Raw genomic sequence first — 19,432 nt, 5'->3', positions numbered from 1 at the left:
AAACTATACGGTACGTTTTTTATTGAGCAATGATGAAAACACAAGAATTGTGTTCGTTTTCTGTACCCCGGGAATATTTCGTATCTTTTTTATTAGCTCGGAGAGTGTGGATGTATTTTTTGTGACAACCTTCAAAAGCATTGTAAAATCACCTGTGACGTGATGACACTCAACTATATCATCATGGAAATGCTGCATGTTTTCTTCAAAATCGGCTATATGCTGGGCATTATCAACAGAAACGCCGATAAAAGCAACGATATCATAGCCGAGCTTTTTATAGCTTATCTCCGCTGTGTATCCTTTGAGAATACCTTCGGACTCAAGTCTCTTTATCCTTTCAATAACAGAAGGAGATTTCATCCCTACTTTCTTTGCAATATCCGCATAAGACATACGCCCGTTATCGATAAGCATATTAAGAATTTGTACATCCACATCATCTATCTGGTGTTTCATGGCTGTCTCCTTTTATTTTTACTCCAACTTTATCACATAAATGAAACAATTTGCAAGATGAACAGAGGGGGCCTCTGGGCTTGCAGACATTCTGACCATATGATACAAGCATTTCATTCCACTTTTTCCAATATTTTACAGGAAGGATTTCCCTTAAACGCATTTCTGTCTCATCGGGTGTTTTGGTTTTAACAAAACCGGCTCTGTTGCATATACGGTGCACATGGGTATCGACACACACGGCATCCATGCCAAATCCTTCTACCAACACAAGATTAGCAGTTTTTCTGCCCACACCTTTAAGACTCAGCAGTTCATCCAGATCAGCGGGAACTTTTCCATCAAACCTTTCAACTATATCCTTACAAACAGCTTTTATTGTAACAGCTTTTCTTCTGTAAAAACCGGCCGGATAAATGGCATTAATGATTTCTTCCTCAGCAAGGTTCATCATTTTTTCAGGTTCGGATGAAAGTTCAAACAGACTCTCTGAGGCTTTAAGTGTTACAGAATCCTTTGTTCGCAGAGATATAATTGTACTTATCAAAACTCTGAAGGGATCCCTTTTACATCTGTCTGAAATTTGTGTTACAGAAGGGGGCTTTTGAGAAAAGTAATAATCTTCCAGAAGGGAATAAAATTCATGAATTTTAGTCGTTTTCATTATTGTCTATACAATGTCCTCAATTAATTCACGGATTTTGGGTTTTATATGAATATTGCTTAAATCAAAAGATTTAACAGCTTTACCGATAACTGTTTGTTTGTAGTAGTCAGAAGACTTTTTATCAATAATAATTATATTTTCACCGTTTACACGGCATAAGCCGCCTCTGGCATTGGTTTTTTCGTATCTGATTTTTATTCCCAGTTTATGACACAATTCTTCCAGTTCTTTCAGTTCCGTTTTGCCCACAATCCCCCCGATGGATTATTCGTTAGACATCAGTGGTGACATTTGACGCAGTTTTTTAACATTTTCCTTTAAAATATCAACTGCCCTGTTCACTTCCTCTTCATTATTAAACCTGCCGAAACTGAATCTCAGAGCACCGTGCATATCTACCGGATCAGCATTTATAGCATAAAGTACATGTGAAGCATCAACGCTGTCCGAAGTACAGGCTGAACCTGTCGAACAATCGATTTCGGAAGCGTAAACCATGAGTGCTTCGCCCTCTATATACTTAAAAGTAATATTGGAAATACTGCAAATCCGTTTATCTCTGGCTCCGTTCACATAAGTATCCGGGATTTCCTCCAATACTCTTTTTTCAAAAAGGTCTCTTAAATACCCAATTTTTTCCGAATCCTCTTGCAGCTGATCTTTTATAATTTCACAGGCTTTTGCTATTCCTATGATATAAGGGACATTTTCAGTTCCTGCCCTGAGCCCGTATTCGTGATGTCCGCCGTGCACAAGCGGTACTATAAAATCTTTAAGACTTTCATCCACATAAAGTACTCCTATCCCCTTGGGAGCATAAATTTTATGCCCGGAAAACGTCAGCATGTGAACACCCAGATCTGTGACATCCACCGGCATTTTACCCAAAGCCTGGACTGCATCCGTATGGATATAAACATCATTATCTCTGCATATTTCCGCCATTTCTTCCACAGGCTGAATTGTACCAATTTCATTATTGGCCAGCATTATGCTGACAAGTATTGTATCTTCCCTTATCGATTTTTTAAAATCTTCAATGTCTACAATTCCGTCATTATTGACTTTAAGATAAGTAACGTCAAAACCTTCCTTTTCCAGATATTTAAATGTCTCTAATACAGCCTTATGTTCTATATTGGATGTGATAAGATGCCTGCCTTTATTTTTCATTCCGTAGGCGAGCCCTTTGATAGCCATATTGTCGGACTCGGAACCGCTTCCTGTAAAAATTATTTCAGAGGTGTCAGCTCCAAGCAAAGAAGCAACTGTTCCCCTGGCTTTTTCAAGTTCATCACGTATTTGCCTGCCGTCATTATGGATACTGGAAGGATTTGCATATTTTTCTTTCAAATATGGCAGCATTACTTCAAAAACCCTCTCATCCACAGAAGAAGTTGCACTGTTGTCCAGATATATACTCATTTATCATCACCCTTTGTCTATCAGATTTTTCAAAGTAATATTTTCAAAATAACCGTCAACATTTTCTTTCAGCCCCTGCCAAAACCAATTTATGGAGCAAATATCAGACTTGACGCAGCCATCGGTTTCCACACAATCAACAGGTTTTACAGGCCCGTCCATGGCATATACAATCTCTTTTATCGTGATATCAGCAGGGGAGCGGGATAAAATATAACCGCCTGTAATCCCTCTTATGGATTCCACAATATTGTTTTTTTTCAATTGAGAAAAAATCTGCTCCAGATACTTCAGGGAAATATCTTCGTAATCGGAAATTTTTTTGAGGGGTATTGCCTCAGACTCTCCGCCCAAAAGTGCCAGAGCGTAAACAGCCCTTATGGCATACCTGCTTTTAGTTGTTATCCTCATGGTCTCTATCCTTTTTTATTCTTTCAACTTCTTTTTCTATTTCAACTACCCTGTCCACAAGACAAGTGACAGCTTTTGCCACTGGATCGGGTAATTTATCGTGGTCAAAGTCAACTGAAATCTTTTCATCAGTAACAACCCTTCCGGGGATACCCACAACAGTTGAGTTGGGCGGTACTTCCTTAACAACAACCGAATTGGAACCCACTTTGGAGTTTTTACCCACAGTAAAGGGACCCAGTATTTTAGCACCAGCTCCTATAATAACATTATTACCGACTGTGGGGTGCCTTTTACCTTTATTTAAACTTACTCCTCCCAGAGTAACTCCGTGATACAGGGTTACGTCATCGCCAACTTCGGCTGTTTCGCCGATAACAACTCCCATACCATGGTCTATAAAAAAACGTTTGCCGATTTTTGCTCCCGGATGAATCTCTATACCGGTAAGAAAACGACCTATATGAGAAACAAATCTTCCCAATAGATACAGCTTCTTTTTCCACAGCCAATGGGCGAAACGGTGAAAAAGTATAGCATGCAATCCCGGATAGCAAAGCAATACCTCCGCCATACTCTTTGCTGCCGGATCTCTGTCAAATACCGCTTTAATGTCTTCTCTGATAGTTTTAAAAAAAGCCAATCCCTACTCCTGTGGTAGTATATATGTTTAAAAAAGAAGGGCTTTTTCAAGCCCTTCTGTATTTTGATCTTAAGGAGCCTCGATACAATCTACCGGGCAAACCTCTGCACAAGCACCGCAGTCGGTACAAGTATCGGGGTCGATCACTCTTATGCCATCCCCCTCACTAATTGCACCAACAGGGCACTCGTCCTCACATGCTGCACAGTTTGTGCATTCGTCTGTGATAAAATATGCCATGTTGCACCTCCGCTTGAATCTATGGTAATAGATATAAGCAGTCCTTCATATTGTCAACAAAAAAATAATAACATACACATTTATTAAAAAAGCATGTTGCATTTTTCAATAAATTATATATGTTTTACCCTTGTCAAACATGAATATAATGGAGGTTTAAATGGCATACGAAAATATCAGATTTGTTAAACTTGTAACAGGCGATTCCGTAATGGGAGAGCAGGAGGAAGAATCAGGAAAAATCAAAAACATTGCCCTTATTCAGGCAATTCCATCCGGCAACAGCATGCAGGTTGCTGTGCTGCCTTTCGGTTTTCCGTTTGAAGAAGAGATAGGCGGTGAAATTTCTGAAAAAGATATAATCTATGAGTACTCCTCTGTGCCGGAAGAATTAAGAAACAAGTATCTGGAAGCCAAGAGCAATATACGGATAAGCCAGAATATGGACAACCTCAAAGACTTTCAGGGTGGATCCGGTTCCGGAGGAAACAGCGGCTTAATTATCTGATGCACAGATTCTGGAAATCTCTCCATTCGAAATTACGATATCAAGATCACGTTCTTTCAGTGGAGCATAAAACGTACAGTTTCAGTAAAATCAACCGTGAGATGCCTTTTACAGTTGTTAACACCAGCGACTGGGTGGTTGTAATTCCCGAAACCATCGAAAAAAAATTTGTGCTTGTAAAACAGTTCAGAGTTGGGACAACAAGTGTTACTTTGGAATTCCCCGGCGGAGCCGTCTCAGCCGGGGAAGAACCTAAAACTGCTGCCGTTAGAGAGCTGGAAGAAGAAACGGGACTGATTCCGGAAAAACTTAATTATCTTGGCATAATAAACCCAAACCCGGCATTTATGAGCAACAGATGTTTTGCATACAGCGCAACCGGCTGCAGATATGATGGGAACATGAATCTGGATATGTTTGAAGATATTGAGGTTGAAGAATACCGGCAATCGAAGTTTAATGAGATGGTAAAAGCAGGTAAAATTACCCACAGTATTGTTCTGGCGGCATACAGTCTTCATCTGCTAAATTCCGTTTAAAATCAAAACATTTTCCGACTTCCCTATTTCCCCATCTCACCACCTCTCCACCTCACCATCTCACTCACTAACTCCCCCTCAACTAATTGATAAAGTCCCAAAATTCCGTTAATCAGTTGACATTCATATTCTAAAACGTTATCTTTCTATACCTCTTATCAAGAGTGGCTGAGGGAACGGGCCCTGAGAAGCCACAGCAACCGGTCTGCCGCCGGGCAGATGCCAGGTGCTACTTCCCGCCCTTAACGGGGCAGATAAGAGACCTCGCTTGAAAAGCAAGGCCTCTTAACCCTTACTTTGGGAGTTTTACATAAAAACAGGGGGATACGATGGAAAACAATTCTGTAGGCCTTGTAAAAACACAATATGTAACATTCAAAGATGAATTCTTCTTCGAAAGCGGACGGGTTTTAAATCCAATTACAGTGGCCTATGAAACATACGGTTCTCTGAATGAGGATAAATCAAACGCCATCCTTGTTTGCCATGCGCTGACAGGTGATCATCATGCCGCAGGATACAACCATCCGGATGACCAGAAGCCCGGGTGGTGGGACAATATGATAGGTCCCGGCAAACCGCTGGATACAGATAAATACTTCATAATCAGTCCCAATTTTCTGGGCTCATGTTTCGGTACCACAGGCCCGGCCTCAATTGATCCTGCCACAAAGGAGCCTTACGGTCTTAAATTTCCCGTATTTACCGTTAAAGATATGGTAAAATTGCAAAAAAGGCTCATCAAGTACCTTGGTATTGAAAAGCTGAAAACCGTTATCGGCGGTTCAATGGGTGGCATGCAGGCGTTAGAGTGGGCGATAACCTTTCCGGAGATGGTGGAATCGGTAATCCCCATAGCCACAGCTGGAAGAATCACGCCGATGGCAGTAGCTTTCAATACTGTGGCACGTATGTCGATTATGAAAGACCCCAACTGGAATAACGGTAATTATTACGGCAAAACGCCGCCTGTTGACGGTCTGGCAATAGCCAGAATGGCAGGACATATAACATTTCTGTCGGATGCTTCATTCCACAAAAAATTCGGTCGTAAATATGCCTCACTCGAAGGTATATACGACTTTTTCGGATATTTTGAAGTGGAAAACTATTTAAGGTACAACGGCTACAAATTTGCCAGAAACTTCGATGCAAACAGTTTTCTCTACATTATCAAATCAATGGATATCTTTGACATCTCCTACGGTTACGGTTCTTTTGAAGAGGCTGTAGGTAAGATAAGGTGCAAAACGCTGTTTATTACATTTACATCCGATTTCCTTTTCCCCAACTACCAGACAGAGGAAATTGTTGACATACTGAGCACTTTGAAAAGGGATGTAACATGGGAGAATATAGAATCCGATTACGGACATGATGCTTTTTTGCTGGAATTTGATGCCCAGTCTGACTTAATAAGAAACTTTCTCCGGAATTTATAAATTGGTAAATAAATGAGCTTTGACGATTCAGCATTCAATTATAAAATCAGCACTGATCATAAGACGGGTACAGAACTCGAAATACTTAACCGCCTCTTTGAAAATAAAAAATTTGCTAAAACTCTTGATGTTGCAACTGCAGCGGGGCATTGTGCCAGAATATTCAATGCGAAACAGTATGTTGTTTCCGACTTAAGCTTTAACATGCTCAAAGAAGCATTATCCGACTGGCCATCCCCCTCCGCTGTGCAAAATTGCGCAGAAAAACTCCCCTTTAAAACTCAAACATTCGACCTTGTTTCCTGCAGAATAGCCCTGCACCATTTCAGGGAAGCTGAAAGTTTTTTTAAAGAAAGTTCCAGAGTTCTCAAAAATAAGGGATTTTTGGTATTAATAGACAGCCTTGTGGATATTGAAGATGCTTATTTGAATACAATCGAATTTGTAAGGGATCCGTCGCATTTCAGGTCGTATACATTCAAAGAAATAGTGAATATGACATCCGATTACTTCAGAATTGAGTTTCTGCAATTATTGTACAAGAAACATAATTTTGATGAATGGGCCAAACGGCTCAATCCTTCCCGGAAACGCCTTGAAAAGATATCCCAATCCTTCCTGGCTCTCCCTGAGAATATAAAGCAGGAATTATCACTTGAGGTGGCCGGTGAAAATATATTATCATATACGGATAAAAAAGCGGTAATAATTTTAAGGAAGTTATGAATACATTAAAGATTGAGAAGCTGGGGGTTGAATACCAGCATAAATTTATTCTTCAAAATTTATCATACATTTTTGAATCCGGCAAAACTTATGCCATTTTCGGAAAAAGCGGAGCTGGTAAATCAACTCTTTTAAAAGCTCTGTGCGGACTGACTGCCTATAACGGCGAAATTTATTTAAACAATGAAAACATCAGCGAAATAAAACCTCAGATTTTAAGGAAAAAAGTTCAATACCTGCACCAGGAAGCCGTATTATTTAACGGAACAGTCAGTGATAACTTGGATATGCTCTCAAAGCTGAAATATAATTCCGAACTAACTATTGACAAAAACGAAACTATAAGTTTGTTTGAAAAGCTGGCACTTGACAACTCATATCTGAAAAAAGAAACGAAAAAACTCTCCGGAGGGGAAAAACAGAGAATTGCCATTGTCAGAGCAGTCCTGATGAATCCGCTTTTTCTCCTTATGGATGAGCCCACCTCAGCGCTGGATATAGGAAATGAAAGCAAAGTGCTGGCATTGGCCGATGAATTGAAAAAAAATATGGGTATAATAATAGTAACCCATTCACCGGAATTTATACAACGGGCGGATAAAAAGATATATATGGCTGACGGTGAAATTAAAAAAACTTTCGAAGAAATCAGTAATGCAGAGATAAAAAAGCTGATGGAGCAGTAAGTGGAGAAATCGATACTGGATATATCTGTAAGCTCCCTTTTGATTCTTTACGCAATGGCAGGTTTTGTCTTACTGGTTTATCATTATTTAAAACTTAATCTTTTCAAAGAACTGCTGACTGCCCTTCTGAGAATGACCCTGCAGCTTACAATTGCCGGCTTTATTCTCGTATATATTTTTAATATTAACAGTTTCTGGCTCATACTAATTGTTTTTATATTTATGGCTTCTTTTGCCGGTCATACAATATTGAAGAAATCAAAGCTGGCTATTCCCGGGTTTTTCCCGAAAATTTTTATTACAGTTTTTTTAAACGGAGCCGTTATTACATCATTCTTTCTATATGTAATCGTTCAGCCGGATCCCTGGTATGATGCAAGATATTTCATTCCTATTGCCGGCATGGCCCTCGGTAACTCAATGAATGCGTGTGCGCTGGCACTGGACAGGTTCTTTGACTCTATAAAAAACAACCCTAAATATGTTGAAACAATCCTGGTTTTAGGCGGTACAAAATTTGAATCGGTTAAATCGTTTTTTTCAAATTCTATCCGCTCCGCCTGCCTGCCGATAATTACCAATATGAGCGGTGTGGGGCTGGTTTTCCTGCCCGGAATGATGACAGGTCAGATTTTGTCCGGCACAGATCCCGTTGTGGCAGTAAAATATCAGATAGCAATAATGATTATAATAACAGCCAGTGTAACCTTTGCTTCACTTTTTTCATTGTTTTTTGCATATAAATCTGTATTTGATTCTGAAGACAGACTGAAAGGAGAACTTTTTGAATAATTTTCTTGCCAAAATCAATCTTCCTGTAATAGGCAGATGGTTCATTTTGGGAACCCTTGTGGGTATAGTGGCAGGGCTTGGTGCCATTGTCTTTTTCGTTCTTCTTCAGGGGCTTGGATACTTTTTTATCGATTATGTTATAGGAATGCGGCTTCCTGAAACTGCGGGAGAGCCTTCTCTGTTCGGTCATACCACCAGCGAACTGAAACGATGGCTCTTTTTCTTTGTTCCGGCTTTCGGCGGACTTTTAAGCGGTTTTCTGGTTTTTAAATTTGCTCCTGAAGCTGAAGGGCATGGTACTGATGCCGCCATCGAAGCAATACATCACAAAAACGGTTATATCAGATGGCATGTTCCCATCATAAAAACAATAGCAAGTGCTCTGACAATAGGCACAGGCGGCTCAGGCGGCCGGGAGGGGCCTATCGCTCAAATAGGAGCCGGATTCGGCTCTTTTCTGGGTAGGATTCTGCATCTTACAGACAGGGAAAAGCGTATTTTGGCTGCAGCCGGGATGGGTGCCGGTATTGGTGCAATTTTCAGATCTCCATTAGCCGGAGCTATATTTGCTGCTGAGGTTATGTATTCCAGCTCCGATTTGGAATATGAAGTCCTTCTCCCCTCCACAATAACATCAATTATTGCATATTCGGTTTTCTGCAGTATGTTTGGATGGGAACCTTTGTTTGAAACACCCGATTTCCGCTTTACCAATCCACTTGAATTAATCAGTTATACATTACTGGGATTTCTTTGTGCAGGCTTCGGATATCTGTATATCAAAACATTTTACGGCATACACGCGACTTTTAAGAAACTGAACATCTCTAATTATTTCAAGCCTATGCTGGGCGGACTGGTGACCGGTGCTATAGGTTTTTTCATCCCTCAGGCTCTCGGTGGGGGTTACGAACAAATCGAGCTGGGAATGCACACCCAGCTCAGTATATCTTTTCTGCTGATACTTATTGTGGCCAAAATTCTTACAACATCTTTCAGTATAGGCAGCGGTGGTAGCGCAGGGATTTTCGGCCCCTCAATGGTAATAGGCGCTTCGGTTGGCGGATTCTCAGGACTTTTTCTTGCAGAGGTAATGCCCCAAATTGTTACAGAGCCCGGAGCTTATGTTATAGTGGGTATGGCCGGGTTCTTTTCAGGAATTGCAAGCACACCGTTATCCACGATTATCATGGTTAGTGAGATGACCGGAAACTATCATCTGCTTGTGCCTGCTATGTGGGTGAGTACACTCTCATTTCTCCTGTTGAGAAAACATACAATCTATGTAAAACAGGTCAACTCCCGAAGCGATTCGCCCATACACAAAGGGGAATTTTTCCTGCAGGTGCTGCAAACGATAAAAGTGAAAGAAATCATGAGAAAAGACCCCATTGTCATCAGGGAAGATTTGAAGTTCACCGATATTCTGAACTTTATCCCCACTGTAAAACATAACAATTTCCCCGTGGTAAAAGAAGATTATACTTTAGTTGGAATCATGCGCTTTGATGAGATACGTGAATTCATATTCGAAGAAGGTTTGGAGGACATAGTGGTGGCTGGAGAAATCTGTGACAAAGATGTGATTCCGGTGATGGAAGAATACTCTCTTGCGGATGCAATTGAAATTATCGGCTTTAAAAACATCGAGCTTCTTCCTGTTGTAAACAATCTTGAGGAAAAGAAACTTATCGGTATCCTTACCAGACGGGATATTGTTTATGTTTATAACAGGGAAATGATGAAGCAAAAGGATATAAAAGTAGCCACGGATTTTTGACAACAAAAGCAGTGTGCTGGTTGAGTGGTTTATTGGTGCACTGGTGTATTGGTTTAGTAGTTGAGTAGTTGAGTAGTTGAGTGGTTGAGTGTATAAATGGCATTTACACAGAATTTTTTACAAGGTCAACTTCAAATCTCTCAACCTTTGCCTCTGCCTTTACCCTAATCCTATCACCCATAACCCATAACCCATAATCCATCACGAATCACTCATCACGCCTTACGGCATCTCCCGGTGAGTAGAAATAATTCATAAGAACGACCTTGATAAATGCAGCAACCGGCAGCGAAATAATCATCCCTGCAATCCCCAGCAGATAACCGCCCAATATGAGAGAAAAAATCACCGCTGTAGGATGGAGTCCCAGTGAACCGCCCACGAGTTTGGGTGTAATAAAATTACTTTCCAGAAATTGCACTATCGTAAAGCCTATAACCACATACAAAGGGTGCCACAGATCAAAATACTGGAAATAAGCTGCAATAAGCGAGGTAACAAAACCTATAATAAAACCCAGATAAGGAACAATACTTAAAATGCCGGAAATCACACCTATACCGACAGCACCCTTAATGCCTGAAATCAACAGCGCTGTAGTGTAAAGTACTGCCAGAATAAGACTTACCGCCAGCTGCCCCCTGAAATATCTGCTCAAAATAGAATTAAATTCTTTTGCATGGGGTTTAATATCAAAAGAAAACTTCTGCTCGGCCAAATCCAGTCCTTTTGCCATGAGTCTGTCAAAATCGCGTAAAAAGTAAAATATCAAAATCGGCACAAGAGAATAGGAAACAAACTGCCCTACAAAGCCGGAAACTGATGAGTATACCGATGCAAATGTTTGAAAAAACATCGAGGAAATTTTGCCGGCTTTACCCTTTAAAAAATTAACCGCTTCCTGATAGGTTAGTTCCAGTCCGTCAGAATGTGTGTATTTCTGTATCAGCTCCACAAGCTGACCGAAATAGTGAGGCAGTTTATCAATGAGAAAAGCAATCTCCCTGTATATCACAGGCAATAAAAATATTAAAAGCACGGATATAATACCGCCAACAAGCAGGAAGATCAGCAGAATTGCAAAACTTCTGCCTATCCGGTACTGCTCCATTTTATCAACAAGCGGATCAAGCAGATAAGCAATAAAAAAAGATATGGTAAAAGGCGCCAATATCCCCTGAATTTTAAAAATCAGAAATATAAGAAGAAGCGAACCGAGGATGATAAGGACATTTTTCAGATCGAGCTGTATATTAACGAGCTTCATTATTTATTTCTTGGCACTTTCCCAATCGGCCATAAACTTTTCAATACCTATATCCGTAAGAGGATGTTTAACAAGTTGCTTCATCACCTTATGAGGAATGGTTGCAATATCAATTCCGAGAGAAACGGCTCTCTCAACATGAAACGTATTTCTGATACTGGCAGCAATCACTTCCGTTTCAAAGCCGTACTCACATATAAGATCCATGCATTTAGCGGTAATTTCCATTCCGTCGTGACCGATATCATCAAGCCTTCCAACAAAAGGACTTATATATCTTGCCCCTGCTTTGCAGGCCAGCAGTGCCTGGTTTGGAGAAAAAACCAGAGTCATGTTTACCGGAATCCCTTTCTCTTTAAGACTTTTTGTGGCTTTCAGCCCTTCCTCCGTGCAAGGGATTTTTACTACAATGTCTTTGTTTATCTTGGAAAGGTCAATGCCTTCCTGAACCATTTCTTCAGCTTCTGTACTCAAAACTTCTGCACTTATGGGCCCCTTAACTACCTCACATATCTCTTTGATTCTATCGATAAAATCCACACCTTCCTTTGCAATTAGGGAAGGATTAGTGGTAACTCCATCAACAAGGCCCAATTCCGCCATTTCTTTAATCTGTTCCAGGTTAGCGGTATCTAAAAATATCTTCATATCTTACCTCCGTGTTCTCATTTGCTCGATAAAGGAATCTCTGCATCCCTGAGAGCAAAAATAGTAAACCCTGTCATAATATTTTACCTTAAAAGGTGTGTCCATTTCCACAAAAGTATTACAAACCGGATCTTTCACCAATTCAACAGGGGAATCATCGTCTTCTTTTTTGCTCCGGCCAAACAGTTTCTCCTTGTTTTTTCTGAAAAAAGAGAAACCGAAATAAGCAGCAGCGCCTAAGATTATCAGTTTAAACAGCATTATTTTTTCTTTTTCTCCTCGGTTTGTCAGGCACTATAAATATCGTCTTGATATTACCGCTTCCGTAGCTTTCCGTTCTGACACCCTTGGTTTCCTTAAGTGCAAGATGAATTTCTTTCCTGATTATTGTAACTAATGAAGCCATCTTTTCCGTCTTGCCGGTTTTCTTGACACGCTCTGCCAAATTTAAGGCTTTTTCTTTCAAATGCTTAACAACCCTGCTTCTGTAATTTTCCACATCAACAATTATCTGCAAATCGCTGTCATCACCGATACCGAGCATTTTGTCCAACAGGTATTGCAGGGCATTCAAAGTCTGAGCCATTTTACCTATAATCAGATTTGAATCTTCGGAAAAAATGTTAAGAATATATTCCGAGTGGTTATCTATTACCTCTATTCGGTAATCATCAAAACCACTCTTTTCAAGGATTTCAGAAAGAACGAGTTTAGCCTGTCTTTTGTAATATTCCTTGTCATTAAAATATATTTTCACCTGGTAATTCTTTTTCCCGAATCCCAGAAATCCTTTGTTGCCTTCTTCCAAAACATCATATTCAATATATTTTTTAGGAACATCATGCTCCATTATAAATTTGTTTATTGCATCCTCAACTGAGGGAGCTTCTATCTCATAATACTTCATAATCACCTCGTCATTTAGCACTAACTTTTCTGTTAATAAAATACTGCTGAATTATAGTAAGCACATTATTGGTCAACCAGTAAATAACAAGTCCCGCCGGGAAGTTAAGGAATATAAATGTAAATACAAGTGGCAGGAACATAAAAATCTTCTGCTGCGTAGGATCTCCGCCTGTGGGAGTCATTCTTTGCTGCAGAAACATAGAAAGCCCCATCAAAATCGGTGTGATGAAATAAGGATCCTTCTGTGAAAGATCGGTAATCCAGAAAATAAAAGGTGAACCTTTCAATTCGATGGACACAAGAAGAGTTTTGTAAAGGGCAATAAAAATGGGTATCTGTATTACCATCGGCAGACAGCCGCCCATCGGATTGGCACCATGCTTCTTATAAAGTTCCATCATGGCAGCATTCATCTTCTGAGGCTCACCCTTAAACTTCTCCCTGATTTTCGTCATTTCAGGCTGGAGAACCTGCATCTTCTTCATTGATGTCATACTTTTCTGGGTTAAAGGGTAAGTTATTATTTTTATAACAAATGTCAGAAAAATAATCGCAAGGCCGTAATTACCCACATAATCGTATGTGAAGTTCAGAATCTGCAACATGGGTATTGAAATAAAAGAAAAAATCCCGAATTCGATACTCTCTTCAAGCTCAAATTTATAGGAGCTGAGCAAATCATATTCTTTAGGACCTACAAAAATAGGGAACGTTGTAACACTCTTATCCAGAGGATTTACAATCACTTCTTTCGACCCTTTGACAACCGCCTTAGAATCCCCTTTGGATTCGATGGCAGCTTTTGTAAGACCTCCGTTCATGGCGGAAAAGAGAAAATACTTCGAAGTGTAACCAAGCCATGAAGGATTATCCACATTAATCGCTTCTTCAACATCCTCAGGATCTTCTTTTGTAACCTGCTTACCGTTAAAAATAATAGGGCCGCTAAACATATATTTGGAATCTTCAAATCCCTTGCCGAGACCGGGGCCTATAACCACACCCAGTGATGTCTGAATCGTCTGATCGCTGATATTGGAAATGTTAACCTTCAAATCAAAGAAATAGCTGTCTTTTTTTATAATATAGGTTTTATTGATTACAATATCTTTTGTTTCACCAACAAACTGCACTTCATATCTGTTGTTAAATTCTTTTACAGTATGCTTATAGCCGGAAACAGGTGCACTCAGTACATTCAAATAATCCCCGTTTTCTGATTTAAAAATTAAATCGGGAAACTCTTTGTCCTTATACTGAAGAACCGTTGCGGTATAAATATTGCCGGTTTCCGAATTGAAAGTAATTTTTAGATTGTTCGTCTTAACATTGAATGTTTTTACCTGAGTCTTCTCTTCCTCTTTTGTACTGCCCAGCTTCTTAACATCAACACTTTCGGATGTCTGTTCAGCTGACGGTTTACCGGCTGGTTCTTTGCCGGCTGCTTGTGTTTGCGTCTGGTTATCCGTCTGTATAACGGGTGTAGGTGCGTAAAAATACTGAAATATCAGCAGTACCAGAATACTGAGACCAATTGCTAATACTGTTCTTTTATCCATAAAACTCCTTCCTCCAGGTTAATCATTTAACAGGATCAAATCCGCCTTTGCTGTATGGGTGGCATCTCAGGATTCTCCACAGGGATAAGATTACGCCTTTAAATATGCCCTTTTTAACAATTGCTTCTTTAGCATAAGCCGAACAGGTGGGGTAAAATCTGCAATTCCTTCCTAAAAAAGGGGATAATAATAATTGATATAACGATATTGATTTAAGCAAAAGCTTTTTTACAGACGTTATGAAAATCTTTTTCAAGTTCATTATAATTCACCCTTACTGCTCCGGCCAAAGCAACTATCACAATGTCAGTACCTTCGGGCAACACATCTTTTTTTGTACGATAAATTTCCCTTAAACGGCGCTTAATCTTGTTACGAACCACTGCTTTTTTACTCACTTTTTTGCTGACAACTGCACCGAATTTCCCTGTACCGCCGGAAACAGAAAACATTAACAAATATTTCCCTTTGTATTTGGCTCCATTCTGAAAAACAAATTTAAACTCCGAAGCTTTCCGCAGCCTCTCATTTTTGGGTAATCGCTCATCCATTCATCAAATTGCCAGACGTTTGCGTCCCCTTGCCCTTCTTCTGTTCAATATCTGCTTACCGCCGCGGGTTTTCATGCGGGCGCGAAAGCCCTGTTTACGCTTCTTCTTAATGTTCGTCGGTTTTTTCATTGTACGAATCTGAGACATCTATTCCTCCGCTTCTCGATTTTTAAAGAGTGCGATTATAGCCACGCCCTTCTTGTTTGTCAACATAATGAGGATAAATTTAACACAATTTTTATAAGCTTTTCAATCAAAAAGAAATATTGTTAAATAACGTCCGGCTAAACGGCAAAAAAGCGGAAAGAATCTGCGCCCGTTTTTTGCTGTTAATAGTTGACATCCTGAACAAAAATCTGTATACACTCGGTTACTATCTGCTATGCCGGAGTGGTGGAATTGGTAGACGCGCCGGACTCAAAATCCGGTGGGATCAAACCCGTGCGAGTTCGATTCTCGCCTCCGGCACTCTTTCTTACCAACAACTTACCCAGTTTCAGCAAAAACACAAAATCTACAATTTGGTCAAGTTGTGCCACCTTTGTGCCACCTTTCTTTTCTTGTGCCATTTTTCCATAAAGTAACATTTCCTCTTTTACAGTTCATAAAAATTTAAAAAACTTTCCATGCTCACATCCGGCTTTATCTGACCGGATATGAGCAAGAATAGACAGTTCTTGATTTACGAAGCTCTTTTGTTGATGTAATCTACCAAGTCGTCTTCATGAATGTAAACTTTGCCGAAGATTTTATAAGTTTTCAATTTCTCGTTTTTCGGAGATTTCGGCCCGGTTTTCTTATAAAGAGTGCTTACGGATACACCAAATAATTTTGCAGCTTCTTCCAGGCTAAGCAGTTTTTCCATGTCTTTCAAACTTTCGATGGTCTTCATTGATGACCCCTCTCATACTTAATAAATATGATGGGGTCATCACCCGCATCGATTTTTTTCTGCGCGCAGATTACGCACCGACCAGCAAAATCTGCACACAATTCTCTCTGATTCGACGCTGCTATAAACAGCGAAGGAATATAAAATTATTTAATGATTGGTTTTAAAGAATATTTGAATGTATCGAAAAATACATTTTAATTTTCAGACCGGCGTTTCCGATCTGAATCTCCGAATAGACAAACTTGTATTGTTTGCTTTTATCCCTTGGAAGGGTTGAACAAGAATAATTTGTGCCATAAATATAAAAAATCAAGCATAATTTTCATAAAAATCAGTCGGAACTAAATGTACATTGTTCAGTCTCATGCTTTCAATATCGTATCTCTGGATTAAATTATGAATATCTTTTCTATAACCTTGCCGACTGTCCTTATGATGATAGAGTATACACGATGCCATTTTATACAGCTTTTGTCTATCTCCGGAATTTTTTCTAACACCCAACCCTTTTTTAAGTAAATAATAATAACTAAGATCTGCATGGTGCAAATAGTACTGACTCATATTATAATTGTAACTTTTTTTACCAACCTTATAATTTACTACCTTCCCCAAATCATGAAAAAAAATTGACATAAGAATTATTTCATTATCCATTTCACACAAATCCCAATTTCTTCTAAAGATTAAGTCATCTTCAGCTAACCTCATCGCCTTCACAGTGTGTTCCACAAGGCCCATTGGGTAGTTATGGTGATTATAAAGACTTGCAGGACACTGGAAAAATTTTTCAAGAACCTTTCTGTCTTTAAATGTAACTCTTAAAATATCCAGCAGAAATTCATCAGTAATATCATGATACAGCATCTCCAACAGACAGTTTCCAAGATCATAATCCCGTAAACCGTATAAATGATCAAGACTTATGACAAGAAATTCTCTAAATTCATAATCAACAATATGGTATATTTTATTTTTTTCCTTTTTTAACTGAATATTGCAGAGAATAATATCCTGCTCTTTAGCTTTTTCTTCGAACTCATCTATCGATTCCCATAAGTATACTTTTCTTTTTTCATAATAATTGGATAAATATACTTCTAAAAATTCAATGCCGTCCTTACTTGTTCGTCTTTCATGTTGATCAATAAAATAAAACATTTCTTTTCCTTTATTTGGCATATTCACCTCCAAAATATTCCGTAAAATCGGATTATATGCAATGTTATATTCCAATTTTCCGGAATAGTCAAGAATAAATATTGTGTTACCAAAAAAACTGAGTTAAAAATAAATATGGATTTTATAGTCAGACTCAGCGATGATGCCGTAAAAGAAATAAAAGATAAATTTACAACTTACACCCTATCAAAGCATTTAAACCATGATCTTGCATCCCGTCTTCTTAAAGGTGATGCTAATATAACTCTTAAAAATTATATTAAACTTTGTAGATTAATGAAATGGGACATACCCAGGCAAATCAATATTATAGATAAGAAAAAATAAGATTTCATAAGGCTTTGGTAAAGATCGATTTTTTTCACTTGACAAACTATATTAAGTTCTTAAGTTAAATGTATATTCTATCCTGCGGGAAAATTTCAAAAATATCATTCTGGAGACGAACCCTTATAAGGAATTTGGAGAGAGATGACTTTTCAGGTCATCTGAATGCGTTATTTCATCATTTCTTGAATAACGGATAATTCATTTGTTTTCTGTATACTCATAGTACAGAAAAACATCTAACATCATTTCAATATTATTTTCCTTTTTAATCATGCTTTAAGCATGTTGACATATATCTTGCCAATTAATCCCAATTAATCGGAACAGCCAAGTTATGGAATGAATTATTCCAGGAACTTGGTTCTTTGCCGTCACTTCTGACTGCCAATCAGAATATAGGCAAAGAGGGCGTCGCGACGTGCATGGAGACATGCTTGCGTTGTGGCAACGGGGGCTGTGGCCGAAGGGCTGCTTCTACCCAATGTATATACCGAATTTGGGCGACTCGGAAATTGTCTGTTGAAGCCAACAGTTCATCAGGCACGTTGTATCTGAAGTGGTGAAAATCCATATTGCGGGATAGTGGAAACATTATAACGCAATCACGGCGGGGGAGTCATCATTTGGTAACTTATGATGATAAATAGCTCAACCCGATAAAGGCCCTGTATCATGGCTGCAGGCTAAAGCACCCGAAACGCGTAACGGCGTGGGTGCAACCGTGTAAGAAGTGCAAGAGTGGTAAGGCCAGAGTGTCTGTGAAGTCATATATCCGAATGAAAACATATTTTTAAAATATATGAGTAATGCGGGTTTTCCAGATTCTACCGCCATCAGGAATATGGCAGAGACGACCAGACTTGCATTTTGACAGATACATCTAACGAGGCAAAGTCCGAACGGTTTACCTTGTATGGTGAACGCGAGGACCCAGAGCGGGGATTATTAGAGTCAGAGGATATTTGCAGGGCAGTGAATATCCAAGTCGTGTGGACTGGCAATCCACAATAGAATACGGCACTCGAAAGTCCTCACCTTGTTCCGATTTCATTGGGGCTGGCAACCCCTTTTTATTTTTTATTAAGTTCCAGTGGCCTGGCGGCCTTTAAACCAATTAAATTACCGGGAGGTGAATATGGTTTATAGAAAATGGCAGGATTTTATTAAGACTACTATAAATTATTTATCACATGGATACACTTTTTATTGTCTGACTATGTATCCTGAACATAAACAAAACAGATGGGAAAAAATAGATGAGAAACTGAAAAGCAAATACCCGATATATACCAAGGATGTAAAATACAAGAGGAAAAAGAAAGGCCTTGTCAATTTTGCATTTACCAGATGGCATAATTATTCTCTTATTTTCCACACTGCCGGCGAATGGGATGTTTCACAAGACGACAGGTTTGTACATATTGATACAAATCCAATATATATCAAAACAGGAGAAATATTGATTTTAAAAATAGGGAAAAACAGGGCAGGTCGCAGCTACACTGTTTTTCTCGAAAAAACATGCTATAGAGATATAAAGTATCAACTTATTGAGGCTATCGAATACAGACATTTAAACAAAGTTGCTCTTATCTGGCAACGTCTAAATAATATACCCGGTTATTCCGGGATCATAGAACAAAGGAAAATAATGCGGAATAATCTGGCGGAAACCGCCAAGAAACACAATATGAAAATACCAACACTAAAAATAAATAATAAAAAAGTATATTAGCACCACCCCGCCTGATGAGGCGGGGTATATTTAACTAA

At 39.1% G+C, this 19,432-nt stretch carries 26 protein-coding genes, 1 tRNA gene and 1 riboswitch; of the genes, 10 read left to right on the top strand and 17 right to left on the bottom strand.

Annotation, left to right across the window (positions count from 1 at the left end):
- Positions 1 to 3: 3 nt before the first annotated feature.
- The 7 genes from UMU13_RS03165 to UMU13_RS03135 all read right to left on the bottom strand — a co-directional run bounded on the left by UMU13_RS03165 (position 4) and on the right by UMU13_RS03135 (position 3,845).
- Positions 4 to 459, bottom strand: coding sequence for an Lrp/AsnC family transcriptional regulator (locus tag UMU13_RS03165; protein WP_328217120.1), 456 nt, complete (start codon positions 457 to 459; stop codon positions 4 to 6).
- Positions 440 to 1,123 (bottom strand): endonuclease III domain-containing protein, encoded by a 684-nt coding sequence (locus tag UMU13_RS03160; RefSeq protein WP_328217119.1) that lies wholly within the window; start codon positions 1,121 to 1,123, stop codon positions 440 to 442. The genes UMU13_RS03165 and UMU13_RS03160 overlap by 20 nt, the downstream gene beginning before the upstream one ends.
- 6 nt (positions 1,124 to 1,129) lie before the next feature.
- Positions 1,130 to 1,375, bottom strand: coding sequence for a hypothetical protein (locus UMU13_RS03155; RefSeq protein WP_328217118.1), 246 nt, complete (start codon positions 1,373 to 1,375; stop codon positions 1,130 to 1,132).
- Positions 1,376 to 1,390: 15 nt separating this feature from the next.
- Positions 1,391 to 2,551, bottom strand: coding sequence for a cysteine desulfurase family protein (locus tag UMU13_RS03150; RefSeq protein ID WP_328217117.1), 1,161 nt, complete (start codon positions 2,549 to 2,551; stop codon positions 1,391 to 1,393).
- 6 nt (positions 2,552 to 2,557) lie between these two features.
- Entirely contained in the window at positions 2,558 to 2,962 is a 405-nt protein-coding gene (locus UMU13_RS03145) for an RrF2 family transcriptional regulator (protein WP_328217116.1), read from the bottom strand.
- Positions 2,946 to 3,605 carry a serine O-acetyltransferase gene (gene cysE / locus UMU13_RS03140; RefSeq protein ID WP_328217115.1) on the bottom strand — a complete coding sequence of 220 codons (660 nt, stop codon included), beginning with the start codon at positions 3,603 to 3,605 and terminating at the stop codon, positions 2,946 to 2,948. Before cysE ends, UMU13_RS03145 begins: the two co-directional genes overlap by 17 nt.
- A 69-nt stretch (positions 3,606 to 3,674) precedes the next feature.
- Positions 3,675 to 3,845 carry a 4Fe-4S binding protein gene (locus tag UMU13_RS03135; RefSeq protein WP_013887181.1) on the bottom strand — a complete coding sequence of 57 codons (171 nt, stop codon included), beginning with the start codon at positions 3,843 to 3,845 and terminating at the stop codon, positions 3,675 to 3,677.
- A gap of 160 nt (positions 3,846 to 4,005) precedes the next feature.
- Between UMU13_RS03135 and UMU13_RS03130 the strand changes: the two genes are divergently transcribed.
- The 7 genes from UMU13_RS03130 to UMU13_RS03100 all read left to right on the top strand — a co-directional run bounded on the left by UMU13_RS03130 (position 4,006) and on the right by UMU13_RS03100 (position 10,318).
- Positions 4,006 to 4,353, top strand: coding sequence for a hypothetical protein (locus tag UMU13_RS03130; RefSeq protein WP_328217114.1), 348 nt, complete (start codon positions 4,006 to 4,008; stop codon positions 4,351 to 4,353).
- Positions 4,354 to 4,412: 59 nt separating this feature from the next.
- On the top strand, positions 4,413 to 4,892 hold the full coding sequence (locus UMU13_RS03125; protein ID WP_328217113.1) for an NUDIX hydrolase: 480 nt from the start codon (positions 4,413 to 4,415) through the stop codon (positions 4,890 to 4,892).
- A gap of 152 nt (positions 4,893 to 5,044) precedes the next feature.
- Positions 5,045 to 5,153: riboswitch (SAM riboswitch) on the top strand.
- A 68-nt stretch (positions 5,154 to 5,221) separates the two neighbouring features.
- Positions 5,222 to 6,334 carry a homoserine O-acetyltransferase MetX gene (gene metX, locus UMU13_RS03120; protein ID WP_328217112.1) on the top strand — a complete coding sequence of 371 codons (1,113 nt, stop codon included), beginning with the start codon at positions 5,222 to 5,224 and terminating at the stop codon, positions 6,332 to 6,334.
- Positions 6,335 to 6,346: 12 nt separating this feature from the next.
- Positions 6,347 to 7,060 (top strand): class I SAM-dependent methyltransferase, encoded by a 714-nt coding sequence (locus tag UMU13_RS03115; protein WP_328217111.1) that lies wholly within the window; start codon positions 6,347 to 6,349, stop codon positions 7,058 to 7,060.
- Positions 7,057 to 7,746, top strand: coding sequence for an ABC transporter ATP-binding protein (locus UMU13_RS03110; RefSeq protein ID WP_328217110.1), 690 nt, complete (start codon positions 7,057 to 7,059; stop codon positions 7,744 to 7,746). The genes UMU13_RS03115 and UMU13_RS03110 overlap by 4 nt, the downstream gene beginning before the upstream one ends.
- A complete protein-coding gene (locus UMU13_RS03105; protein ID WP_328217109.1) occupies positions 7,747 to 8,538 on the top strand; it encodes an ABC transporter permease in 792 nt (263 codons plus the stop codon).
- The gene (locus tag UMU13_RS03100) at positions 8,531 to 10,318 is read left to right on the top strand and encodes a chloride channel protein (RefSeq protein WP_328217108.1); all 1,788 of its coding nucleotides are present in this window, start codon (positions 8,531 to 8,533) and stop codon (positions 10,316 to 10,318) included. The genes UMU13_RS03105 and UMU13_RS03100 overlap by 8 nt, the downstream gene beginning before the upstream one ends.
- A gap of 208 nt (positions 10,319 to 10,526) precedes the next feature.
- Here UMU13_RS03100 and UMU13_RS03095 read toward each other — a convergent pair whose 3' ends face one another.
- From UMU13_RS03095 to rpmH, 8 genes are read right to left on the bottom strand one after another with little or no spacing between them, the layout of a single operon-like run.
- Entirely contained in the window at positions 10,527 to 11,585 is a 1,059-nt protein-coding gene (locus UMU13_RS03095; protein WP_328217106.1) for an AI-2E family transporter, read from the bottom strand.
- A 3-nt stretch (positions 11,586 to 11,588) separates the two neighbouring features.
- The gene (gene fsa / locus UMU13_RS03090) at positions 11,589 to 12,233 is read right to left on the bottom strand and encodes a fructose-6-phosphate aldolase (protein WP_328217105.1); all 645 of its coding nucleotides are present in this window, start codon (positions 12,231 to 12,233) and stop codon (positions 11,589 to 11,591) included.
- Positions 12,234 to 12,236: 3 nt separating this feature from the next.
- Positions 12,237 to 12,494: a YHS domain-containing protein gene (locus UMU13_RS03085; protein WP_328217104.1), complete on the bottom strand. Its 258-nt coding sequence runs from the start codon at positions 12,492 to 12,494 to the stop codon at positions 12,237 to 12,239.
- On the bottom strand, positions 12,484 to 13,140 hold the full coding sequence (locus UMU13_RS03080; protein ID WP_328217103.1) for a Jag family protein: 657 nt from the start codon (positions 13,138 to 13,140) through the stop codon (positions 12,484 to 12,486). The genes UMU13_RS03085 and UMU13_RS03080 overlap by 11 nt, the downstream gene beginning before the upstream one ends.
- 10 nt (positions 13,141 to 13,150) lie before the next feature.
- Positions 13,151 to 14,701 (bottom strand): membrane protein insertase YidC, encoded by a 1,551-nt coding sequence (gene yidC / locus UMU13_RS03075; protein WP_328217102.1) that lies wholly within the window; start codon positions 14,699 to 14,701, stop codon positions 13,151 to 13,153.
- Positions 14,702 to 14,723: 22 nt separating this feature from the next.
- On the bottom strand, positions 14,724 to 14,963 hold the full coding sequence (gene yidD, locus UMU13_RS03070) for a membrane protein insertion efficiency factor YidD (RefSeq protein ID WP_328217101.1): 240 nt from the start codon (positions 14,961 to 14,963) through the stop codon (positions 14,724 to 14,726).
- Complete coding sequence (gene rnpA, locus UMU13_RS03065) at positions 14,914 to 15,252, bottom strand: ribonuclease P protein component (RefSeq protein WP_328217100.1); 339 nt, start codon at positions 15,250 to 15,252, stop codon at positions 14,914 to 14,916. The genes yidD and rnpA overlap by 50 nt, the downstream gene beginning before the upstream one ends.
- A gap of 3 nt (positions 15,253 to 15,255) precedes the next feature.
- On the bottom strand, positions 15,256 to 15,399 hold the full coding sequence (rpmH, locus tag UMU13_RS03060) for a 50S ribosomal protein L34 (RefSeq protein ID WP_442902127.1): 144 nt from the start codon (positions 15,397 to 15,399) through the stop codon (positions 15,256 to 15,258).
- Between the two features lie 237 nt (positions 15,400 to 15,636).
- Here rpmH and UMU13_RS03055 point away from each other — a divergent pair.
- Positions 15,637 to 15,720 (top strand) — tRNA-Leu (locus UMU13_RS03055).
- 214 nt (positions 15,721 to 15,934) lie between these two features.
- Here the strand turns inward: UMU13_RS03055 and UMU13_RS03050 are convergent.
- Positions 15,935 to 16,144 (bottom strand): helix-turn-helix domain-containing protein, encoded by a 210-nt coding sequence (locus UMU13_RS03050; protein ID WP_328217099.1) that lies wholly within the window; start codon positions 16,142 to 16,144, stop codon positions 15,935 to 15,937.
- Positions 16,145 to 16,456: 312 nt separating this feature from the next.
- A complete protein-coding gene (locus UMU13_RS03045) occupies positions 16,457 to 17,329 on the bottom strand; it encodes a hypothetical protein (RefSeq protein WP_328217098.1) in 873 nt (290 codons plus the stop codon).
- A 114-nt stretch (positions 17,330 to 17,443) separates the two neighbouring features.
- Here UMU13_RS03045 and UMU13_RS03040 point away from each other — a divergent pair, with 114 nt between their 5' ends.
- Both UMU13_RS03040 and UMU13_RS03035 read left to right on the top strand, forming a co-directional pair.
- Positions 17,444 to 17,656 carry a hypothetical protein gene (locus UMU13_RS03040; RefSeq protein WP_328217097.1) on the top strand — a complete coding sequence of 71 codons (213 nt, stop codon included), beginning with the start codon at positions 17,444 to 17,446 and terminating at the stop codon, positions 17,654 to 17,656.
- Between the two features lie 1,138 nt (positions 17,657 to 18,794).
- Entirely contained in the window at positions 18,795 to 19,394 is a 600-nt protein-coding gene (locus UMU13_RS03035) for a hypothetical protein (RefSeq protein ID WP_328217096.1), read from the top strand.
- The last annotated feature ends 38 nt before the right edge of the window (positions 19,395 to 19,432 follow it).

The organism is Flexistipes sp., assembly GCF_036172515.1.
Classification (GTDB): domain Bacteria; phylum Chrysiogenota; class Deferribacteres; order Deferribacterales; family Flexistipitaceae; genus Flexistipes.
This window is presented reverse-complemented; position numbering and strand designations above follow the sequence as displayed.